The 15207-nt window shown below is 71.0% G+C and carries 14 protein-coding genes; 9 read left to right on the top strand and 5 right to left on the bottom strand.

Annotated elements, in window-relative coordinates:
• Together ACAX67_RS12205 and ACAX67_RS12200 are read left to right on the top strand one after the other, a co-directional pair.
• Complete coding sequence (locus ACAX67_RS12205; RefSeq protein WP_370704115.1) at positions 1 to 885, top strand: DUF1295 domain-containing protein; 885 nt, start codon at positions 1 to 3, stop codon at positions 883 to 885.
• Positions 882 to 2000: an FAD-dependent oxidoreductase gene (locus ACAX67_RS12200; RefSeq protein WP_370704114.1), complete on the top strand. Its 1119-nt coding sequence runs from the start codon at positions 882 to 884 to the stop codon at positions 1998 to 2000. Before ACAX67_RS12205 ends, ACAX67_RS12200 begins: the two co-directional genes overlap by 4 nt.
• Here the strand turns inward: ACAX67_RS12200 and ACAX67_RS12195 are convergent.
• Positions 1993 to 2136, bottom strand: coding sequence for a GPGG-motif small membrane protein (locus ACAX67_RS12195; protein WP_370704113.1), 144 nt, complete (start codon positions 2134 to 2136; stop codon positions 1993 to 1995). The genes ACAX67_RS12200 and ACAX67_RS12195 overlap by 8 nt on opposite strands.
• 36 nt (positions 2137 to 2172) lie before the next feature.
• A complete protein-coding gene (locus ACAX67_RS12190; RefSeq protein WP_370704112.1) occupies positions 2173 to 2652 on the bottom strand; it encodes a DUF5709 domain-containing protein in 480 nt (159 codons plus the stop codon).
• Positions 2653 to 2701: 49 nt separating this feature from the next.
• On the opposite strand from ACAX67_RS12190, the gene ACAX67_RS12185 reads away from it, so the two are divergent.
• The 4 genes from ACAX67_RS12185 to ACAX67_RS12170 are packed head-to-tail and all read left to right on the top strand — an operon-like array spanning position 2702 to position 5287.
• On the top strand, positions 2702 to 3337 hold the full coding sequence (locus tag ACAX67_RS12185) for a DUF4126 domain-containing protein (protein ID WP_370704111.1): 636 nt from the start codon (positions 2702 to 2704) through the stop codon (positions 3335 to 3337).
• Positions 3337 to 4128, top strand: coding sequence for a sulfotransferase (locus ACAX67_RS12180; RefSeq protein WP_370704110.1), 792 nt, complete (start codon positions 3337 to 3339; stop codon positions 4126 to 4128). The genes ACAX67_RS12185 and ACAX67_RS12180 overlap by 1 nt, the downstream gene beginning before the upstream one ends.
• Positions 4125 to 5138: a TIGR00180 family glycosyltransferase gene (locus tag ACAX67_RS12175; protein WP_370704109.1), complete on the top strand. Its 1014-nt coding sequence runs from the start codon at positions 4125 to 4127 to the stop codon at positions 5136 to 5138. Before ACAX67_RS12180 ends, ACAX67_RS12175 begins: the two co-directional genes overlap by 4 nt.
• The gene (locus tag ACAX67_RS12170) at positions 5135 to 5287 is read left to right on the top strand and encodes a hypothetical protein (RefSeq protein ID WP_370704108.1); all 153 of its coding nucleotides are present in this window, start codon (positions 5135 to 5137) and stop codon (positions 5285 to 5287) included. Before ACAX67_RS12175 ends, ACAX67_RS12170 begins: the two co-directional genes overlap by 4 nt.
• A 1-nt stretch (position 5288) precedes the next feature.
• On the opposite strand, the gene ACAX67_RS12165 is transcribed toward ACAX67_RS12170, so the two are convergent.
• On the bottom strand, positions 5289 to 6461 hold the full coding sequence (locus ACAX67_RS12165) for an ROK family transcriptional regulator (RefSeq protein WP_370704107.1): 1173 nt from the start codon (positions 6459 to 6461) through the stop codon (positions 5289 to 5291).
• Between the two features lie 158 nt (positions 6462 to 6619).
• Here ACAX67_RS12165 and ACAX67_RS12160 point away from each other — a divergent pair, with 158 nt between their 5' ends.
• The 3 genes from ACAX67_RS12160 (at position 6620) to ACAX67_RS12150 (ending at position 10146) form a co-directional block, all read left to right on the top strand.
• On the top strand, positions 6620 to 7825 hold the full coding sequence (locus ACAX67_RS12160; RefSeq protein ID WP_370704106.1) for a sugar ABC transporter substrate-binding protein: 1206 nt from the start codon (positions 6620 to 6622) through the stop codon (positions 7823 to 7825).
• 100 nt (positions 7826 to 7925) lie between these two features.
• A complete protein-coding gene (locus ACAX67_RS12155; RefSeq protein WP_370704105.1) occupies positions 7926 to 8705 on the top strand; it encodes an ATP-binding cassette domain-containing protein in 780 nt (259 codons plus the stop codon).
• Positions 8706 to 8712: 7 nt separating this feature from the next.
• On the top strand, positions 8713 to 10146 hold the full coding sequence (locus ACAX67_RS12150; RefSeq protein WP_370704104.1) for a sugar ABC transporter permease: 1434 nt from the start codon (positions 8713 to 8715) through the stop codon (positions 10144 to 10146).
• Between the two features lie 6 nt (positions 10147 to 10152).
• On the opposite strand, the gene ACAX67_RS12145 is transcribed toward ACAX67_RS12150, so the two are convergent.
• Positions 10153 to 12738 carry a bifunctional FO biosynthesis protein CofGH gene (locus ACAX67_RS12145; RefSeq protein ID WP_370704103.1) on the bottom strand — a complete coding sequence of 862 codons (2586 nt, stop codon included), beginning with the start codon at positions 12736 to 12738 and terminating at the stop codon, positions 10153 to 10155.
• 73 nt (positions 12739 to 12811) lie between these two features.
• A complete protein-coding gene (locus ACAX67_RS12140; RefSeq protein WP_370704102.1) occupies positions 12812 to 15184 on the bottom strand; it encodes an MMPL family transporter in 2373 nt (790 codons plus the stop codon).
• Positions 15185 to 15207 lie beyond the last annotated feature (23 nt).

Below are 15207 nucleotides of genomic sequence, written 5' to 3'. Positions count from 1 at the left end.
ATGAGCAAGACCGAGTCCATGGTCCGGGTCAGCCTGGCGTACGTCGTCGCGCTCGGTGTCGCGACCGCCTGGCTGCTGTGGGGGCCCGACACCGAGTGGCTGTGGCTCGACGCGCTGGTCGCCGACGTGCTCGCGACCGTCGTCGTCTTCGTGGCCAGCCGGATCCACCACAACTCGAGCTTCTACGACGCCTACTGGAGCGTGCTGCCGCCGTACCTCGCCGTCTTCTGGGTCGTCGCGAGCGACGCTGCCGGCGACGGCCTCCGCACCGCGCTCGTGCTGGCGGTGGTCTGGCTGTGGGCGGTCCGGCTCACCGCCAACTGGGTGATCGGGTTCCCGGGTCTGCACCACGAGGACTGGCGCTACCCGATGCTGCGCGAGCAGGCCGGGCGCCTCGAGCTGGTCGTCGACTTCCTCGCGATCCACCTGATCCCGACCTTCCAGGTCTTCCTCGGCACCGTGCCCGTCTACGTCGCGGTGGCGCTGCCCGGCCGCGACGCGGGCTGGCTGGACGCCGTGGCGCTCGTCGTCGGCGTCGGCGCGGTGCTGCTCGAGCTGATCGCGGACGGCCAGATGCGCCGGTTCGTCGCGGAGCGTCAGCCCGGGCAGGCGATGGACCGCGGCCTGTGGGGGTGGTCGCGCCATCCGAACTACTTCGGCGAGATCAGCTTCTGGGTGTCGCTCGCCCTCTTCGGCATCGCCGCGTCGCCCGGCGACTGGTGGTGGCTGGTGCTCGGCGCCGTCGCGATGGTGGCTCTCTTCCTGGGCGCCAGCATCCCGATGATGGAGAAGCGCAGCCTCGAGCGGCGACCGTCCTACCAGGACGTGATCGACCGGGTGCCGATGCTCGTCCCGCGTCCGCCGCGACGCCGGGCGGCCTCGTGACCAGACCGCGGGTGGTCGTCGCAGGGCTCGGCGACAGCGGCCTGCTGACCGCGATCCACCTGGCGCGCCACGCCGAGGTCGTCGGCATCTCGGCCAAGCCCGGTCTGGTCAGCGGCCAGGAGCTCGGCCTGCGGCTGTCGCGACCCGACGAGTGGGCGCGCCAGTACTGGGTCCCCTTCGACCGCTACCGCGGGCTCGACCGGGTCGGCACCGTCCACGGCACGCTGACTTCGCTGCACCTCGAGGCGCGCAAGGTCGCCGTGACGCTGCCCGACGGCTCCACCCACCTCGAGCCGTACGACGTCCTGGTGATCGCGACGGGGGCGAGCAACGGGTTCTGGAGGAGGCCCGAGGTGCAGACCGAGGACGAGGTCGCTGCCGACCTCCGCGCCGCGCACGACCGGTTGGCGGCGGCCGGCTCGGTGGTCGTGGTCGGGGGCGGCGCCGCCGCCGTGGGCAGCGCGCTGAACCTGCGCACCCGGTGGCCGGACAAGCAGGTCGACCTGTGCTTCCCGGGGGAGCGGGCCCTGCCGCGTCACCACCCGCGGGTGTGGAGCCATGTCCGGCGCCGCCTCGTCGCTGCCGGCGTCGGGCTGCACGGTGGGCACCGGGCGGTGGTGCCGGAGGGCTTCGCGCTCGACCGGATCACCGACGGTCCGGTGCGGTGGTCCACCGGTCAGGAGCCGATGCCCGCCGACGCCGTGCTGTGGGCGGTCGGGCGGCTGACGCCCAACAGCGGCTGGCTGCCCGGCGAGCTGCTCGACGACGAGGGGTTCGTCGCCGTACGCCCGACGTTGCAGACGCCCAGCCGGCCCGAGGTCTTCGCGATCGGCGACGTCGCCGCCACCGACCCGTTGCGCTCCTCGGCGCGCAACCGCGCCGACCGCCTGCTGGCCAGCAACATCCGGCGCCACCTCGCCGGGCGGCGGCTCGGGACCTACTCCCCGCCGCGGTCGCGATGGGGCTCGGTGCTGGGTCCGCAGGACGACGGGCTCCAGGTCTTCGCGCCGAACGGGCGTCCCTTCCGGTTCCCCGCGTGGTCGGTGCGCAACGTCCTCTTCCCGTGGATCGTCGACCGCGGGATCTACAAGGGGATCCGTCGCCGGTCTACGTGAAGAGGCTGACGCCACCAGGGCCGACGAGCAGTCCCACTACGATGAGGACGATGCCCCACATGACCGCTCCGCGGACGAGGCTGACGATGCCGGAGACGACCAGGACCACGGCGATGAGCCACAGGATGAATTCCATGGCGGTCAGATACCCGTTGGTCGCACCACCAGACCCTCAGATGCCGGGCGGGTCGTCGTCGGGGATGACGTGCACGGCGGCCTCCTCGGCGCTCGCGGCCGCGCCGTCGATCCCGACGTCGGTGCCGACGAGACCGCTCTCCGTGTCCTCGCGGGCGCCCTCGTCGGGCTCCACGATCCTTCCGGCCCGGACGTCACCGACCTCACCGTCGTCGACGTCGCCGTCGACGATGTCGTCCACGTCGCGCTCCGCCTCCTCGTAGGGGTCGGGCTCGGGGACCTCCTGGGCGATCCGCTGGTCGAGGGTCTCGCCCTCGATCTCCTCGCGCGGCGTGGTGCCGTGGTCCTGGGCCGTCGAGTAGCGCTCGGGCGGGGAGAAGCCGCGGTCGAGGACGTCCTCGACGTCCGGGTCGTCGAGGGTGTCCTCGGGCTGCAGCTGGTCCTCGTCGTCGACGCTCTCGTCGTGGTAGGTCTCACGGTCCGGTTCGGGCGGCGGGTTGAGGTCGTCGTACTCCATGACAGGCGGGTACCCGACACGGGCGGCGGCACACGGCTAGCCTGCCGCCGTGGAGTCCCTCGCGCTCGCCTTCTCCAGCGGCTGGGCCAGCGGCGTCAACGCCTACCTGGTCGTGCTGGTCCTCGGTGTCGCCGACCGGATCGGCGGGCTCGACCAGGTGCCCGACGAGCTCGGCCGGTGGGAGGTGCTCTCCGTCGCGGCGCTGATGTACGCCTTCGAGTTCGTCGCCGACAAGGTGCCCTACCTCGACTCCGCCTGGGACGTGGTCTCGACGGTGCTTCGGCCGGTGGTGGGCGGCGCGATCGGGGTGCTGCTGGCGGGCGACTCGCAGTCGATGAACGCCCTCGTCGGCGGCGCCGTCGGGGGCGGCACCGCGCTCGGCTCGCACTCGGTGAAGGCCGGCACCCGGCTGGCGGTCAACAGCGTGCCGGAGCCCTTCAGCAACATCACCCTGAGCACCGCCGAGGACGTCGTCGTGCTCGCGCTCGTGTGGTTCGCCATCGAGCACCCCTACGTCGCGGCGGGGATCACGGCGGTGCTGCTGGTCGCCGGCCTGGTCGTGCTGTGGCTGGCCATGCGCGCGATCCGGCGGGGGTGGCGGCGGTTCCGGACGTGGCGCGCGCGGCGCCGGGGCCTCGATAGGGTCGGCGTCGACTCCGCCGCCCACCAGAACCGGACGACCTGATGACGAGTGCCCCCGCCGTCCCCGGCGCCAACTCGCGCGCGGTCCTGGTGGCCTGCATGCCGAAGAGCGGGTCGACCTTCCTCTCCGCCGCGCTGGCGAGCCTGCCCGGCTACCGGCGCGAGCACATCGTGCCGTCCTACGCGCGGCGCGAGCAGGAGATGAGCGAGACCGAGATCCAGCGCGCCTTCGCCGCGACCCAGACCCTGCGCCGCGCCTTCGACCAGGGCGAGCTCGTGAGCCCGCAGCGCCCCCGGGCGTGGGTCGCCCAGCTGCACGTGAAGCACACGCACGAGACGCAGACGCTCGTCGATCGCTACGGCATCGTTCCGGTCTGCCTGGTGCGCAACATCTACGACATCCTCGTCAGCCTGCGCGACCACTTCGTCAACGACTCCCCGCTGACGGCCGCGGCCTACGTCGAGGAGTCGATGGTGGGCTGGGACGAGGAGCGGATGTACGCGTTCCTGGTCGACATGGCCGTGCCGTGGTACCTCCACTTCTACGTCAGCTGGGCGAAGGCGGAGCAGAAGGTGCTCGTGACCTACGAGGACCTGGTCGCCGACCCGCCCGGCGAGCTGCGCCGCATCCTCAAGGCCGGCCAGCTGCCCTGGAACAGCGAGGGCATCGCCGAGGCGCTGGAGAAGGTCGCCGGCGGCGACCAGGGCAAGGTGCGCAGGAACGTCGGTACGACGGGGCGCGGCGCGGTCATCGGCCCCGACCTCCGGGCCCGGGTGGAGTCCTACTGCAACTACTATCCCGACGTGGACTTCCGGCCGCTCGGCATCGCATGAAGATCGTCATCCCCACCGCGGACCGACCCGCCTCGCTGCAGGCCGTGCTCGACTACTACGCCCGCTTCCACCCGCGCGCCGAGCTGGTCGTCGCCGACGGCAGCACCCCGGAGGTCAAGGAGCGCAACCGCGAGTCCGTCGCCCAGGCACAGGTGGCGGTCGAGCACCAGGAGTACGACGCCGACCTCCCCGTCTTCGAGAGGCTGCTCCGCACGCTGCACACCTTCGAGCGCGAGTTCGTCATCATGGGCGCCGACGACAACTACCCGGTGCTCGAGACGCTCGAGAAGGCGCGCAAGAGGCTGATCGAGCGGCCCGAGGCGGTCTGCGCCGGCGGCCACGTCGTGCACCTCGACGTCACCGCACCCGGTCGGGCCAGCGCGCGCCTCGACGTCGTACGCCACATCAACGCCGACAACCCGGCCCAGCGGATGCGGGTCTTCGGGTCGCTGCCGTTCCCGACCAGCTACGGCGTCGCCCGGCGGGCGCACGTGATCGCTCGCCTGGAGTTCCTCCGCACGTGGTACCTCCGCAGCTTCTACGAGCTCGGTGTCGGCCTCACCGACGTGGCTCGCGGCCAGTACGTCGCGATCCCCGAGCTCGGCTTCATCTGCACGAGCAACTACGTCGACGACCCGCCGCGCGCCGAGGAGCCGCTGGCCTACCTCCGCGGCGCGGACCAGGTGCTGGCGATGCACGACGCCGCCTACGAGCGGGCCGCGCAGGCCCCGGGCTTCGACGGCGACCAGGTGCGCGACGTGCTGAGCTCGGTCATCGGCCGGCGCACCGCCGCCCTGGCGGGCGCGCCCCAGCACCAGGTGGTCGGGTTCGCCGACAAGGCGCCGTACAAGACGCCCATGGTGGAGAACGCGCGGCAGCTCTTCCGCGACCTCTTCGCCGAGGGTTCGGCGGTGCGCACCCAGCACGCCGACCGGCTGGCCTTCATCGCCGACCGGATCCAGCAGATCACCGCCACCACCGCCAACCACGCCCCCGCAGGTGCTCGATGACCGAACCGACCGACACCCCTGTCCCCCCGGCCCCTCCGGTGGACCTGATGGAGCAGCTCGGGCTGCGGCTTCGGGTGTCCTTCCCCGAGTTCCTCGCCCTCGACGACGGCCCGCAGGCCGAGCGGAAGAAGCGCGCCGACCAGGAGTGAGTCAGGCGTCGAGCAGCAGCTCGGTGCTCTCGGCCGCCAGCAGGACCGCGCCGATGAGGCTGGCCCGCTCGCCGAGCCTGCTCGCCTCGACGGGCGTCAGCGCGACCGGGTCGAGGGCGTGGCGGCGCAGCCCGATGCGCACCGACTCGAGCAGCAGGTCGCCCGCACGCGCCATCTCGCCGCCGACCACGATCACCGACGGGTTCAAGATGTTGACGATCGCGGCCAGGCCCCAGCCGAGGTGGAGGCCGGCGTCCTCCAGTGCGCGGCGGGCGGAGACGTCGCCGCGACGGGCCGCGGCGACGATGTCGTCGAGGGTGGCGTCGGGCAGCTGGCCGGCGATCATCGACTGCACCGCGCCGACCGACGTGTAGGTCTCGAGGCAGCCCCGGCTGCCGCAGCGGCAGAGCGGGCCCTGCTCGTCGAACGTCAGGTGGCCGAGCTCGCCGGCGCTTCCGGCGGTGCCGCGGAAGAGCTCGTTGTTGATGATGATGCCGGAGCCGACGCCGGAGGAGATCTTCACGCAGACCGAGCTGTCGAGGCCGCGCCCGGCCCCGACGCGGTGCTCGGCGAGGGCGCCGAGGTTGGCGTCGTTGTCGACCTCGACCGGCGCGCCGAAGGCGGCGATCGCGGTCTCTCTGGCGTCGATGCCACGCCAGCCCGGGAAGATCGATGCGGTCTGGATGATCGCCTCGGTCATCGGGGCGGGGAGGCCGAGCCCCACACGGCGCAGGATCGCGCCCTCGGGGAGCAGGTCGTCGGCCATCCGGACGGCGAGGTCGAGGGCCTCGCCGTGGCTGATGTCGGAGGCGATCCGCTGGCGTTCCTCGGCCAGGATCCGGCCGGTCAGGTCGCCGATCGCGACCGCGAGGTGGCTGTGCCCGAAGTCGATGCCGGCGACCACGCCGGCTCGCGGCGAGAGGCGTACGGCGGAACCGCGCCGTCCGCTTCCGGCCTCGGTGTCGATCAGGCCGGCTGCGCCCAGGTCCCGCACGATGTTGGACACGGTGGCCCGGGCCAGCCCGGTCGTCCGGGCCAGCTCGGCCTGGGTGAAGACGGTGCCGTCGGAGCCGTCCGGGGCGGTCGTGCGCAGCGCGTCGAGCACCCGGCGCTGGTTGGCGGCGCGCAGCGACGCGGTCGAGCCGGGGGCGGCGTCGCTGCGGGCGGGCGTCATGGCGGAACTGTGCCCACAGCGGCGCTAAACAGTCAAGAACCATCCACTAATGGCGTCCGGCGAGATGAATTCGCGTTTTTGTGTTCAAGTCTTGACGGCAACGGTGTGACCGTCGACACTCGGACCCATCGGCCCCCCAGCTCAGCCCGAGGAGAGAAATGAAGACAACCCTGCGCCGTACCGCGGCCCTCTCAGCCGTCTCGTTCGTCGGCGTCGCCATGCTGGCCGCCTGCGGCGACGACAACGACGGCGGTGGCAGCGGCGGCGGTTCCGCCGACATCGTGTCCGCCTGCTCGCTCGACAGCCCGCCGACCAGCGAGGCCTCCGCCCCGCCGGCTGGCGACACCTCGGCGAAGGCGTCCGGCAAGGTCGGCGTGATCCTGCCCGACACGACATCGTCGACCCGCTACGAGCTCTACGACAAGCCGCTCCTCACCAAGGCGCTCACGGACGCCGGCATCGACGCCGACGTGCAGAACGCCCAGGGCGACAAGAACAAGTTCGCCTCGATCGCGCAGAACATGATCGGCCAGGGTGTCGACGTGCTCATCATCGACTCGATCGACGCCGCCTCCGGCGCCGGCGTCGAGCAGCAGGCCGCTGAGGCCGGTGTCGACGTCATCGACTACGACCGCGTCAACCTCGGCGGCAACGCGCCCTACTACGTCTCCTTCGACAACGAGGACGTCGGCAAGCTGCAGGCGCAGACGATGATCGACTGCCTCGAGGCGCAGAACATCGACAAGCCGAAGATCATCATGATGAACGGCGGCACCGACGTCGACAACAACGCGGTGCTCTTCCAGAAGGGTGCGCACGAGGTGCTCGACCCGCTGGCCGACTCCGGCGACATCGACATCGTCGCCGAGCAGACCGTCAAGGGCTGGGACGTCGAGAACGCGGCGCCGGCCTTCGAGCAGGCGCTGACCTCCGCCGGGGGTGACGTCCAGGGCGTCGTCGCGGCCAACGACGACATCGCCAACGCCGTCAACGGCGTCCTGAAGAACCGCGGCCTCGACGGACACGTCGTGATCACCGGTCAGGACGCCAGCGTCGAGGGCCTGCAGAACGTCATCACGGGCAACCAGAGCATGACGATCTTCAAGGACGTCACGCTCGAGGCCACCGCCGCCGCTCAGCTCGCCATCGCGCTGATCTCCGGCACCGACCCGGCCGACGCCGGCATGACGCTGGCGCCGTTCGACGACCCGGAGGCGCCCGACCACGACCTGAAGGCGCTCCTGCTCCCCGCGCAGGTGATCACCCAGGCCAACGTGCAGGACGTCATCGACGCGGGTGCGCTGACCGCCGACGACCTGTGCTCGGGCATCGAGGACGACTGCAGCAAGCTCGGGATCCAGTGATCGCGGGCTGAGCCCAGCCACCCACCCGACGACCGGTCCCCGGGGCGACCCAGCCTCGCCCCGGGGACCGGCTCCCACCGCACGTGACCGAGGAGCCGGCATGACCGAACCCATCCTGCAGATCTCCGGGCTCAACAAGAGCTTCGGTCCCGTGCACGTGCTGCACGACGTCGACTTCAACGTCTACCCGGGCGAGGTCACCGCGCTGGTCGGTGACAACGGCGCCGGCAAGTCCACCCTCGTGAAGTGCATCGCCGGCATCCACGGCATCGACAGCGGCCAGATCCGCTTCGAGGGCCGGCCGGTGACGCTGAACGACCCGCGCGACGCCACCGCTCTCGGTCTGGAGTTCGTCTACCAGGACCTCGCGCTGGCCGACAACCTCGACATCACCCAGAACATGTTCCTCGGCCGCGAGCTGAGCAAGCTCGGCGGCATCCTCTCCGACGGTGAGATGGAGCGGCGGGCACGCGAGACCCTGGCCGCCCTGTCGGTGCGGACCGTCTCGTCGGTGCGCCAGCTCGTCTCGCGCCTCTCCGGGGGGCAGCGGCAGACGGTCGCGATCGCGCGCGCAGTGCTGTGGAACAGCAAGATCGTCTTCCTCGACGAGCCGACGGCGGCGCTCGGCGTCGCCCAGACCCGCGAGGTGCTCGACCTGATCCGACGCCTGGCCGACCAGGGCTGCGGTGTCGTCTTCATCTCCCACAACATGAACGACGTCATGGAGGTCGCCGACCGCGTCGCGGCCCTCTACCTCGGCCGCGTCGCCGCGGAGGTGTCGACCAGCGCCAGCTCGACGACGCAGATCGTCGAGCTCATCACGTCCGGCCGCAGCGGTGACATCGGGCTCGCGCCCGCGGTCGCCAGCGAGAACATCTGAGGGGACCATGTCCAGCGATACGCCGCAGATCCGGGTCGAGGCCGGGGCGCTGCCCACGTCCGAGCGTGCCAGCGAGTTCTCCCTCGACGTCGAGGAGATGTCGATCGGCGGAGCCCTCCGCTCCTGGTTCGGCAAGCTCCGCAGCGGGGACCCCGGGGCGCTGCCCTCGGTGCTCGGCCTCGTGGTCCTGGTGATCCTGTTCAGCCAGGTGAGCGACCAGTTCCTGTCGGCGTACAACATCGGGAGCATCCCGGGCCAGGGCGCCTACATCGCCGTCATCGCGATGGGCCTGGTCTTCGTGCTGCTGCTCGGCGAGATCGACCTGTCGGCCGGCACCGCCGGCGGTGCGTGCGCGGCCTTCGCCGCGGTGGGTGTCTTCAAGGGCAGCCTCCACGACGGTCTCCCCGGCGCGCTCTACTGGGCGATCATCGTCGGGCTCGCGCTCGCGATCGCGCTGGCGGTGTGGCTCAAGACGTACGCCGGCGCGGTGGTCGTGCTCGTCGGCCTGGTCCTCGTGCTGACCAACCAGACCCAGCACCTGCTGCCGGCGCTCATCGCCGCGGTCTGCATCGGTGCCGCGATCGGCATCTTCAACGGCTTCCTCGTCGCGAAGGTCGGCATCCCGAGCTTCGTCGTCACCCTCGCGCTCTTCCTGGCCTGGCAGGGGGTGCTGCAGTTCGCCCTCAGCGGCCAGCCGGTCACGATCTCGCGCTACCCGTTCTGGCACGACCTCACCTACGGCAACCTCAGCATCGTCAACAGCTGGATCTTCGTGACGGTCATCGTGGCCGGCTACGTCGGCTACACCGTGGTGCGCTCGGTCCGCGCCAAGGCCGCGGGCCTGGCGCACGAGACGATGGGCCTGGTGCTCGTGCGCGGCGGCGTGCTCGCCGCCGTCGCGATCGTGATCACCGCGCTGGCGTGCCGCAACCGCAACACCAACCCGTTCAAGCTCATCGAGGGCATCCCGGTGCCCGCCGCCATCGCGATCGTGCTGATGATCGGCTGCACCTTCGCGCTCACCAAGACCACGTGGGGCCGGCACCTCTACGCGACCGGCGGCAACGCCGAGGCCGCGCGGCGCGCCGGCATCGACGTCGTCCACATGAAGGTGACCGCCTTCGCGATCTGCTCCGCCTTCGGCGCGCTCGGCGGCATCATGCTGGCCTCGTCGCAGTCCTCGGCGTCCCTCGATCTCGGCTCCGGCAACGTGCTGCTCTTCTCCGTCGCCGCGGCCGTGATCGGAGGCACCTCGCTCTTCGGCGGACGCGGCCGGCCGCGCGACGCCATCCTCGGCGCGCTCGTGATCGCGATCATCCCCAACGGCCTCCTGCTGCGCCCGAGCCTCGACGCCCAGTGGCAGCAGGTCATCACCGGCGTCGTACTGCTCATCGCCGCCGCCGTCGACGCGATCTCGCGCCGGCGGTCCGCGCGCGGCTGAGCGGACTCAGCGCGGGGGCTGGGCGCCGTACGTCGTCGTGCGCTCGCGCACCGGGCGGTCGATGCCCGCACCGATCTCGGTGAGCTCGACGACGGTCTTGGCGGAGCCGTGCTCGGAGCCGGCCATCCGGCTGATGGTCTCCTCCATCAGGGTGCCGCCCAGGTCGTTCGCGCCGGCACGGAGCATGGCGCGGGTGCCCTCGACGCCGAGCTTGACCCAGCTGGTCTGGATGTTGCGGATGCGGCCGTGGAGCAGGATCCGGGCCATCGCGTGCACGGCGAGGTTGTCGCGCAGGGTGGGGCCGGGGCGGGCGACGCCCGCGAGGTAGATCGGTGCGCTGGTGTGCACGAAGGGGAGCGGCACGAACTCGGTGAAGCCCTCGCTGCCGTTGTCGCGCGCGGTGTCCTGGATGGCCTTGAGGACGTTGAGGTGGCCGACCCAGTGACGCGGGTTGTCGACGTGGCCGTACATCATCGTGCTGGTCGTGGGGATGCCGATCCGGTGGGCGGTGGAGACGATCTCGACCCACGTGCGCGCCGGCAGCTTGCCCTTGGTGAGCACCCAGCGGACCTCGTCGTCGAGGATCTCGGCGGCGGTGCCCGGCAGGGAGCCGAGGCCGGCCTCGCGGGCCTTGATGAGGAAGTCCTCGATCGAGAGGCCGGTGCGGGCGGTGCCGTTGACGACCTCCATCGGGGAGAAGGCGTGGACGTGCATGTCGGGCACGCGCTGCTTGACCGCGGCGACGAGGTCGAAGTACGCCGTCGCGGGCAGCTCAGGGTCGATGCCGCCCTGCATGCAGACCTCGGTCGCGCCCAGCTCCCACGCCTCCTGCGCGCGGTCGGCGACCTGCTCGTAGGACAGGGAGTAGGCGTCGGCGTCGGTGCGTCGCTGGGCGAACGCGCAGAACCGGCAGCCGACGTAGCAGACGTTGGTGAAGTTGATGTTGCGGTTGACGACGTAGGTGACCTCGTCGCCGACCGTGTCCTTGCGCAGGTCGTCGGCCAGGCGCACCACCTCGCGCAGCAGGTCTCCCTCGGCCGTCATCAGGGTCAGCGCGTGCTCGTCGGACAGGTTGCCGGGGTCCTTCTCGGCGGCTCGGAGCGCGGATAGTCCCCCACCAAGGGCACCCGAATTCCCCCGATCGAGGTGCCGTTCGTGGGGGAGTATCCCGATTTCGGCGGTGGAGCGCGCCGCGGCCTTCACCTCGTCCCAGTCGCCGTAGACGCTGGAGAAGTCGCTGCGGCGGTCCTCGGTGCGACCCTCGGTGTCGACGGCGGCGAACAGGTCCGTACGGCCCGCCGACTCGTGACCGCCGTCGGGCTCCTGCCAGGGAAGGCCGGTCGGGCGGACGCCGGGGATCGCGAGCCCGTCGGGGCCGGCGAGAGCGGCGATGTGGCCGTGGACGCGCGGGTCGATCCAGGCCTGCCCGTCGCGCAGCGAGCCGACGACGTACTCCGGGTGGACGGTGAGGCGCGCCTTGAGCTCGAAGCCGCACTCCGCGGTGACCTCGCGGAGCCGGTCGAGGGAGGGCCAGGGTCGCTCGGGATTCACGTGGTCGGGCGTCAGGGGGGAGACGCCGCCCCAGTCGTCGACGCCCGCGCCGAGCAGGAGCCGGCACTCGTCGAGGTCGACCAGGTTCGGCGGCGCCTGCACCCGTGCCTTCGGCCCGAGGACGAGACGGGTGACCGCGATCGCCGCGCGGTAGTGGTCGAGGTCGAGGTCGTCGGTGTGGCGCATGGCCGTGTCGGGCTTGGCTCGGAAGTTCTGCACGATGACTTCCTGCACGCCGCCGTACTGCCGGCTCACGCGGCGCAGCGCGAAGATCGTCTCGGCACGCTCGGCCAGCGTCTCGCCGATGCCCACCAGCAGTCCGGTCGTGAAGGGCACCGAGTGGCGACCGGCGTCCTCGAGCACCCGGAGCCGGACGTCGGGGTCCTTGTCGGGAGAGCCGTGGTGGGCCTCGCCCTTGGTCTCGAACAGCCGACGGCTGGTGGTCTCGAGCATCATGCCCATCGAGGGCGACACCGGCTTGAGCCGGTTCATCTCCTCCCACGACATCACCCCGGGGTTGAGGTGGGGCAGCAGACCCGTCTCCTCCAGCACCCGCACGGCCATCGCGCGGATGTAGGCGAGGGTGGAGTCGTAGCCCTGCTCGTCGAGCCAGGCCCGGGCCTCGGGCCAGCGGTCCTCCGGCCGGTCGCCGAGCGTGAAGAGGGCCTCCAGGCAGCCGAGGCCGGCGCCCTCGGCAGCAATGGCGAGGATCTCGTCAGGGGAGAGGTACGGCGACCGCCCCTCGCGCGCGGCCTGCTTCGGCGTCTCGACGAACGTGCAGTAGTGGCACTTGTCGCGGCACAGCCGGGTGACCGGGATGAAGACCTTCGGGGAGTAGGTCACGACGGCCTCCCGGCCGGCCGTCACGAGACCCGCGTCGCGCACCTTCGCGGCCGCTGCGGTGAGCCGGTCGAGGTCGTCGCCCGTCGCCGCAAGGAGCACCGTCGCCTCATCGAGGTCGAGGGCGGCGCCGCGCTCGGCGCGCGCCAGCGCACGGCGGATCTGCTGGGGGGTGGGCGGCTCGGCCAGGCTGTCGGACATCGCTCCAAGAGTAACGGACCCCCGCCCGAACTAGAACGTGTTCTAGTCCAAACGGGGGTCCGTCCATGACGCCTCAGAGAGCAGGCACCTTCTCCCTCTCCGGCTCGGCACCGGGCTCGGGCACGTCGCGCCCACCCCTGTCGATCTTGCTCGGCCACCAGATCTTGCTGCCGAGGTCGAGGTTGAGGGCCGTCACGAGGACCGACCGCACGATCATCGTGTCGAGAAGCACGCCGAGCGCCACGGCCGTGCCGAGCTCCACGAGGAAGACGAGCGGGAGGGTGGCGAGGGCGCCGAACGTCGCCGCGAGGACCAAGCCGGCCGAGGTGATCACGCCGCCGGTGGACGAGAGCGCGATCAGCGATCCCTTGCGGGTGCCGTGGTTGATCGTCTCCTCCCGGACCCGGGTCATCAGGAAGATGTTGTAGTCGATGCCCAGCGCGACCAGGAACACGAAGGCGAACAAGGGGAACCCTGGGTCGGCTCCGTCGAACCCGAACAGGTACTGGAACACCAGCGACGACAGTCCGAGTGCGGCCCCGAAGGACAGGACCACGGTCGCGAGCAGGATCACCGGCGCGACCAAGGCCCGCAGCAGGATCATCAGGATCAGCAGCACGACAAGGAGGACCATCGGGATGATGAGCTTGTTGTCGTGGTCGGACGCGGTCTTGGTGTCGAGGTAGAACCCCGCCGATCCGCCGACCTTCGCGTCGGCGCCGCTGACCGCGTGCGCCTTGTCGCGGACCTCCTGGAGGATGTCCCACGCGGCGTGCGAGGCCATGTCCTTCTTGATGGGGTACTCGAACCAGGATCGGCCGTCGCCGAGGTCCTTCACGTCGGTCGACCTGCCGAGCCCGCTCGTGTCGGCGACGGCCGACTGGACCTGGCTCACCTCGCTCGTGTCCGACACCACCTGGATGGTGTTGGAGTTGTCGGCGAGGCCGTGCTCGTCCATCAGCTTCATCGCGGTGATGGCCGGGATCTCGTCCGTCACGGAGTCCTCGGTCGTGAGGCCGGTCGCGTCGAGCTGGAAGAGGCCCAGGCACGCGATGCCGAGGAGCACGGAGGTGACGACCCAGACCGCCCGCGGGCGGGGGGCGATCTTGTTGCCCACCTTGGCCCAGAGGCCGGTCGAGGTGGGCTCGACCGAGCCGAAGTCGGGTCGGCTGTGAACGCTGGTCCAGCGCTCGATGCCGGCCTGGGCAAGCATCAGGAGGCCGAGCACGAGGGCCAGTGCGCCGGGGATCATCAGGACGAGACCGAGCACCTTCGCAGCGCCGTCGCCGCCGACGAGGAACCCGCCCGCGACCGCAGCGACCAGGCCGACGCCGGACATCCACTGCGCGACACGGGACCAGGTCCGGCGGCTCTGCTGCTCAGGGCCGGGGCCGAAGACCCAGCGGCCGCAGATGACGAGGGCGGCCGGCAGGAAGGTCACCATCACCAGCAGGGTCACGGCGACGCCGACCGCGAGGACCGGGCCGAGGCTGGCCGTCGAGTTGAGATCGGCGAAGGCGAGGCACATCAGCCCGACGACGACGGTCGCCGCGCTCGCGATGATCGCCGGCGCCGAGCGGTGCAGCGCGTAGGCCATCGCCTCGTGCCGGTCCGCATGGCGCCGCAGCTCCTCGCGGTAGCGGGCGACGAGCAGCAACGCGTAGTCGGTGCCGGCGCCGATGACGAGGATGCTCAGGATGTACTGGCTCTGGTCGTTGACGACCATGTCGGTGTACTTCGCGAGGAGGTAGACGACCCCGCCGGCGATCTGGTTGGCCACGACCGCGCTGATGATCGGCAGCAGCCACAGCAGCGCGCTGCGGTAGGTGATCAGCAGGATGATGATGACCACGAGGAACGAGATCATCAGCAGGTTGGTGTGGGACCCCTCGAACGACTCCGCGAAGTCGGCCGCCTGTCCGCCGTAGCCGCCGACGTAGACGTCGACGCCGTCGATCTTGGTGATCTTGCGGATGTCCTTGACCGGGTCGGGAACGGCGTTCCAGCCGTCCTTGCCGAAGTTGAAGACGAGGTAGGTGTAGGCGACCTCGCCGTCGTCGGAGACCAGGGTGGGGGCGTTGCCGCCCTGGCCTTCGAGCGCTCGCGCGCCGTTCGGCGTGAGGACGCCCTGGTCCGTCACGCCCTTGATCTGGGCGATCTCCTCGGCCTGGTCGTCCATGGCGGCGAAGTCGGCGTCGGTGAGGCCGCCTGCGCGGTGGTAGACGACCAGGGTCGGGATGTCGTTGGGGTTGACGTCAGCGGAGATCTCGTTGGCGACCTCCGTGGCCTCGGCCGAGCTCGGGAGCCAGGACGACGCCTCGTTGTTCTTCACGTCGCCGAGCTTGGCGCCGAGGCCGCTGAAGACGACCATGGCGATCAGGACGCCGAAGAAGACGATCCACTTGGTGATGGGGCCGGTGAGCCTACCGGCGATCTGACGGTGCATGGCGCGAAGCCTTTCAGGGACCA

Origin of the sequence: Nocardioides candidus, assembly GCF_041321175.1 — a bacterium.
GTDB lineage: Bacteria > Actinomycetota > Actinomycetes > Propionibacteriales > Nocardioidaceae > Nocardioides.
Note: the sequence above shows the minus strand (reverse complement) of the source record. Positions and strands in the feature narration are given on the sequence as shown.

Bases quoted from the DNA above. Each gene is read 5' to 3' on its own strand.
- ACAX67_RS12150 (WP_370704104.1), top strand. From the start codon at position 8,713: ATGTCCAGCGATACGCCGCAGATCCGGGTCGAGGCCGGGGCGCTGCCC.
- ACAX67_RS12145 (WP_370704103.1), bottom strand. From the start codon at position 12,738: ATGTCCGACAGCCTGGCCGAGCCGCCCACCCCCCAGCAGATCCGCCGT.
- ACAX67_RS12170 (WP_370704108.1), top strand. From the start codon at position 5,135: ATGACCGAACCGACCGACACCCCTGTCCCCCCGGCCCCTCCGGTGGAC.
- ACAX67_RS12205 (WP_370704115.1), top strand. From the start codon at position 1: ATGAGCAAGACCGAGTCCATGGTCCGGGTCAGCCTGGCGTACGTCGTC.
- ACAX67_RS12140 (WP_370704102.1), bottom strand. From the start codon at position 15,184: ATGCACCGTCAGATCGCCGGTAGGCTCACCGGCCCCATCACCAAGTGG.
- ACAX67_RS12165 (WP_370704107.1), bottom strand. From the start codon at position 6,461: ATGACGCCCGCCCGCAGCGACGCCGCCCCCGGCTCGACCGCGTCGCTG.
- ACAX67_RS12175 (WP_370704109.1), top strand. From the start codon at position 4,125: ATGAAGATCGTCATCCCCACCGCGGACCGACCCGCCTCGCTGCAGGCC.
- ACAX67_RS12155 (WP_370704105.1), top strand. From the start codon at position 7,926: ATGACCGAACCCATCCTGCAGATCTCCGGGCTCAACAAGAGCTTCGGT.
- ACAX67_RS12160 (WP_370704106.1), top strand. From the start codon at position 6,620: ATGAAGACAACCCTGCGCCGTACCGCGGCCCTCTCAGCCGTCTCGTTC.
- ACAX67_RS12180 (WP_370704110.1), top strand. From the start codon at position 3,337: ATGACGAGTGCCCCCGCCGTCCCCGGCGCCAACTCGCGCGCGGTCCTG.
- ACAX67_RS12195 (WP_370704113.1), bottom strand. From the start codon at position 2,136: ATGGAATTCATCCTGTGGCTCATCGCCGTGGTCCTGGTCGTCTCCGGC.
- ACAX67_RS12190 (WP_370704112.1), bottom strand. From the start codon at position 2,652: ATGGAGTACGACGACCTCAACCCGCCGCCCGAACCGGACCGTGAGACC.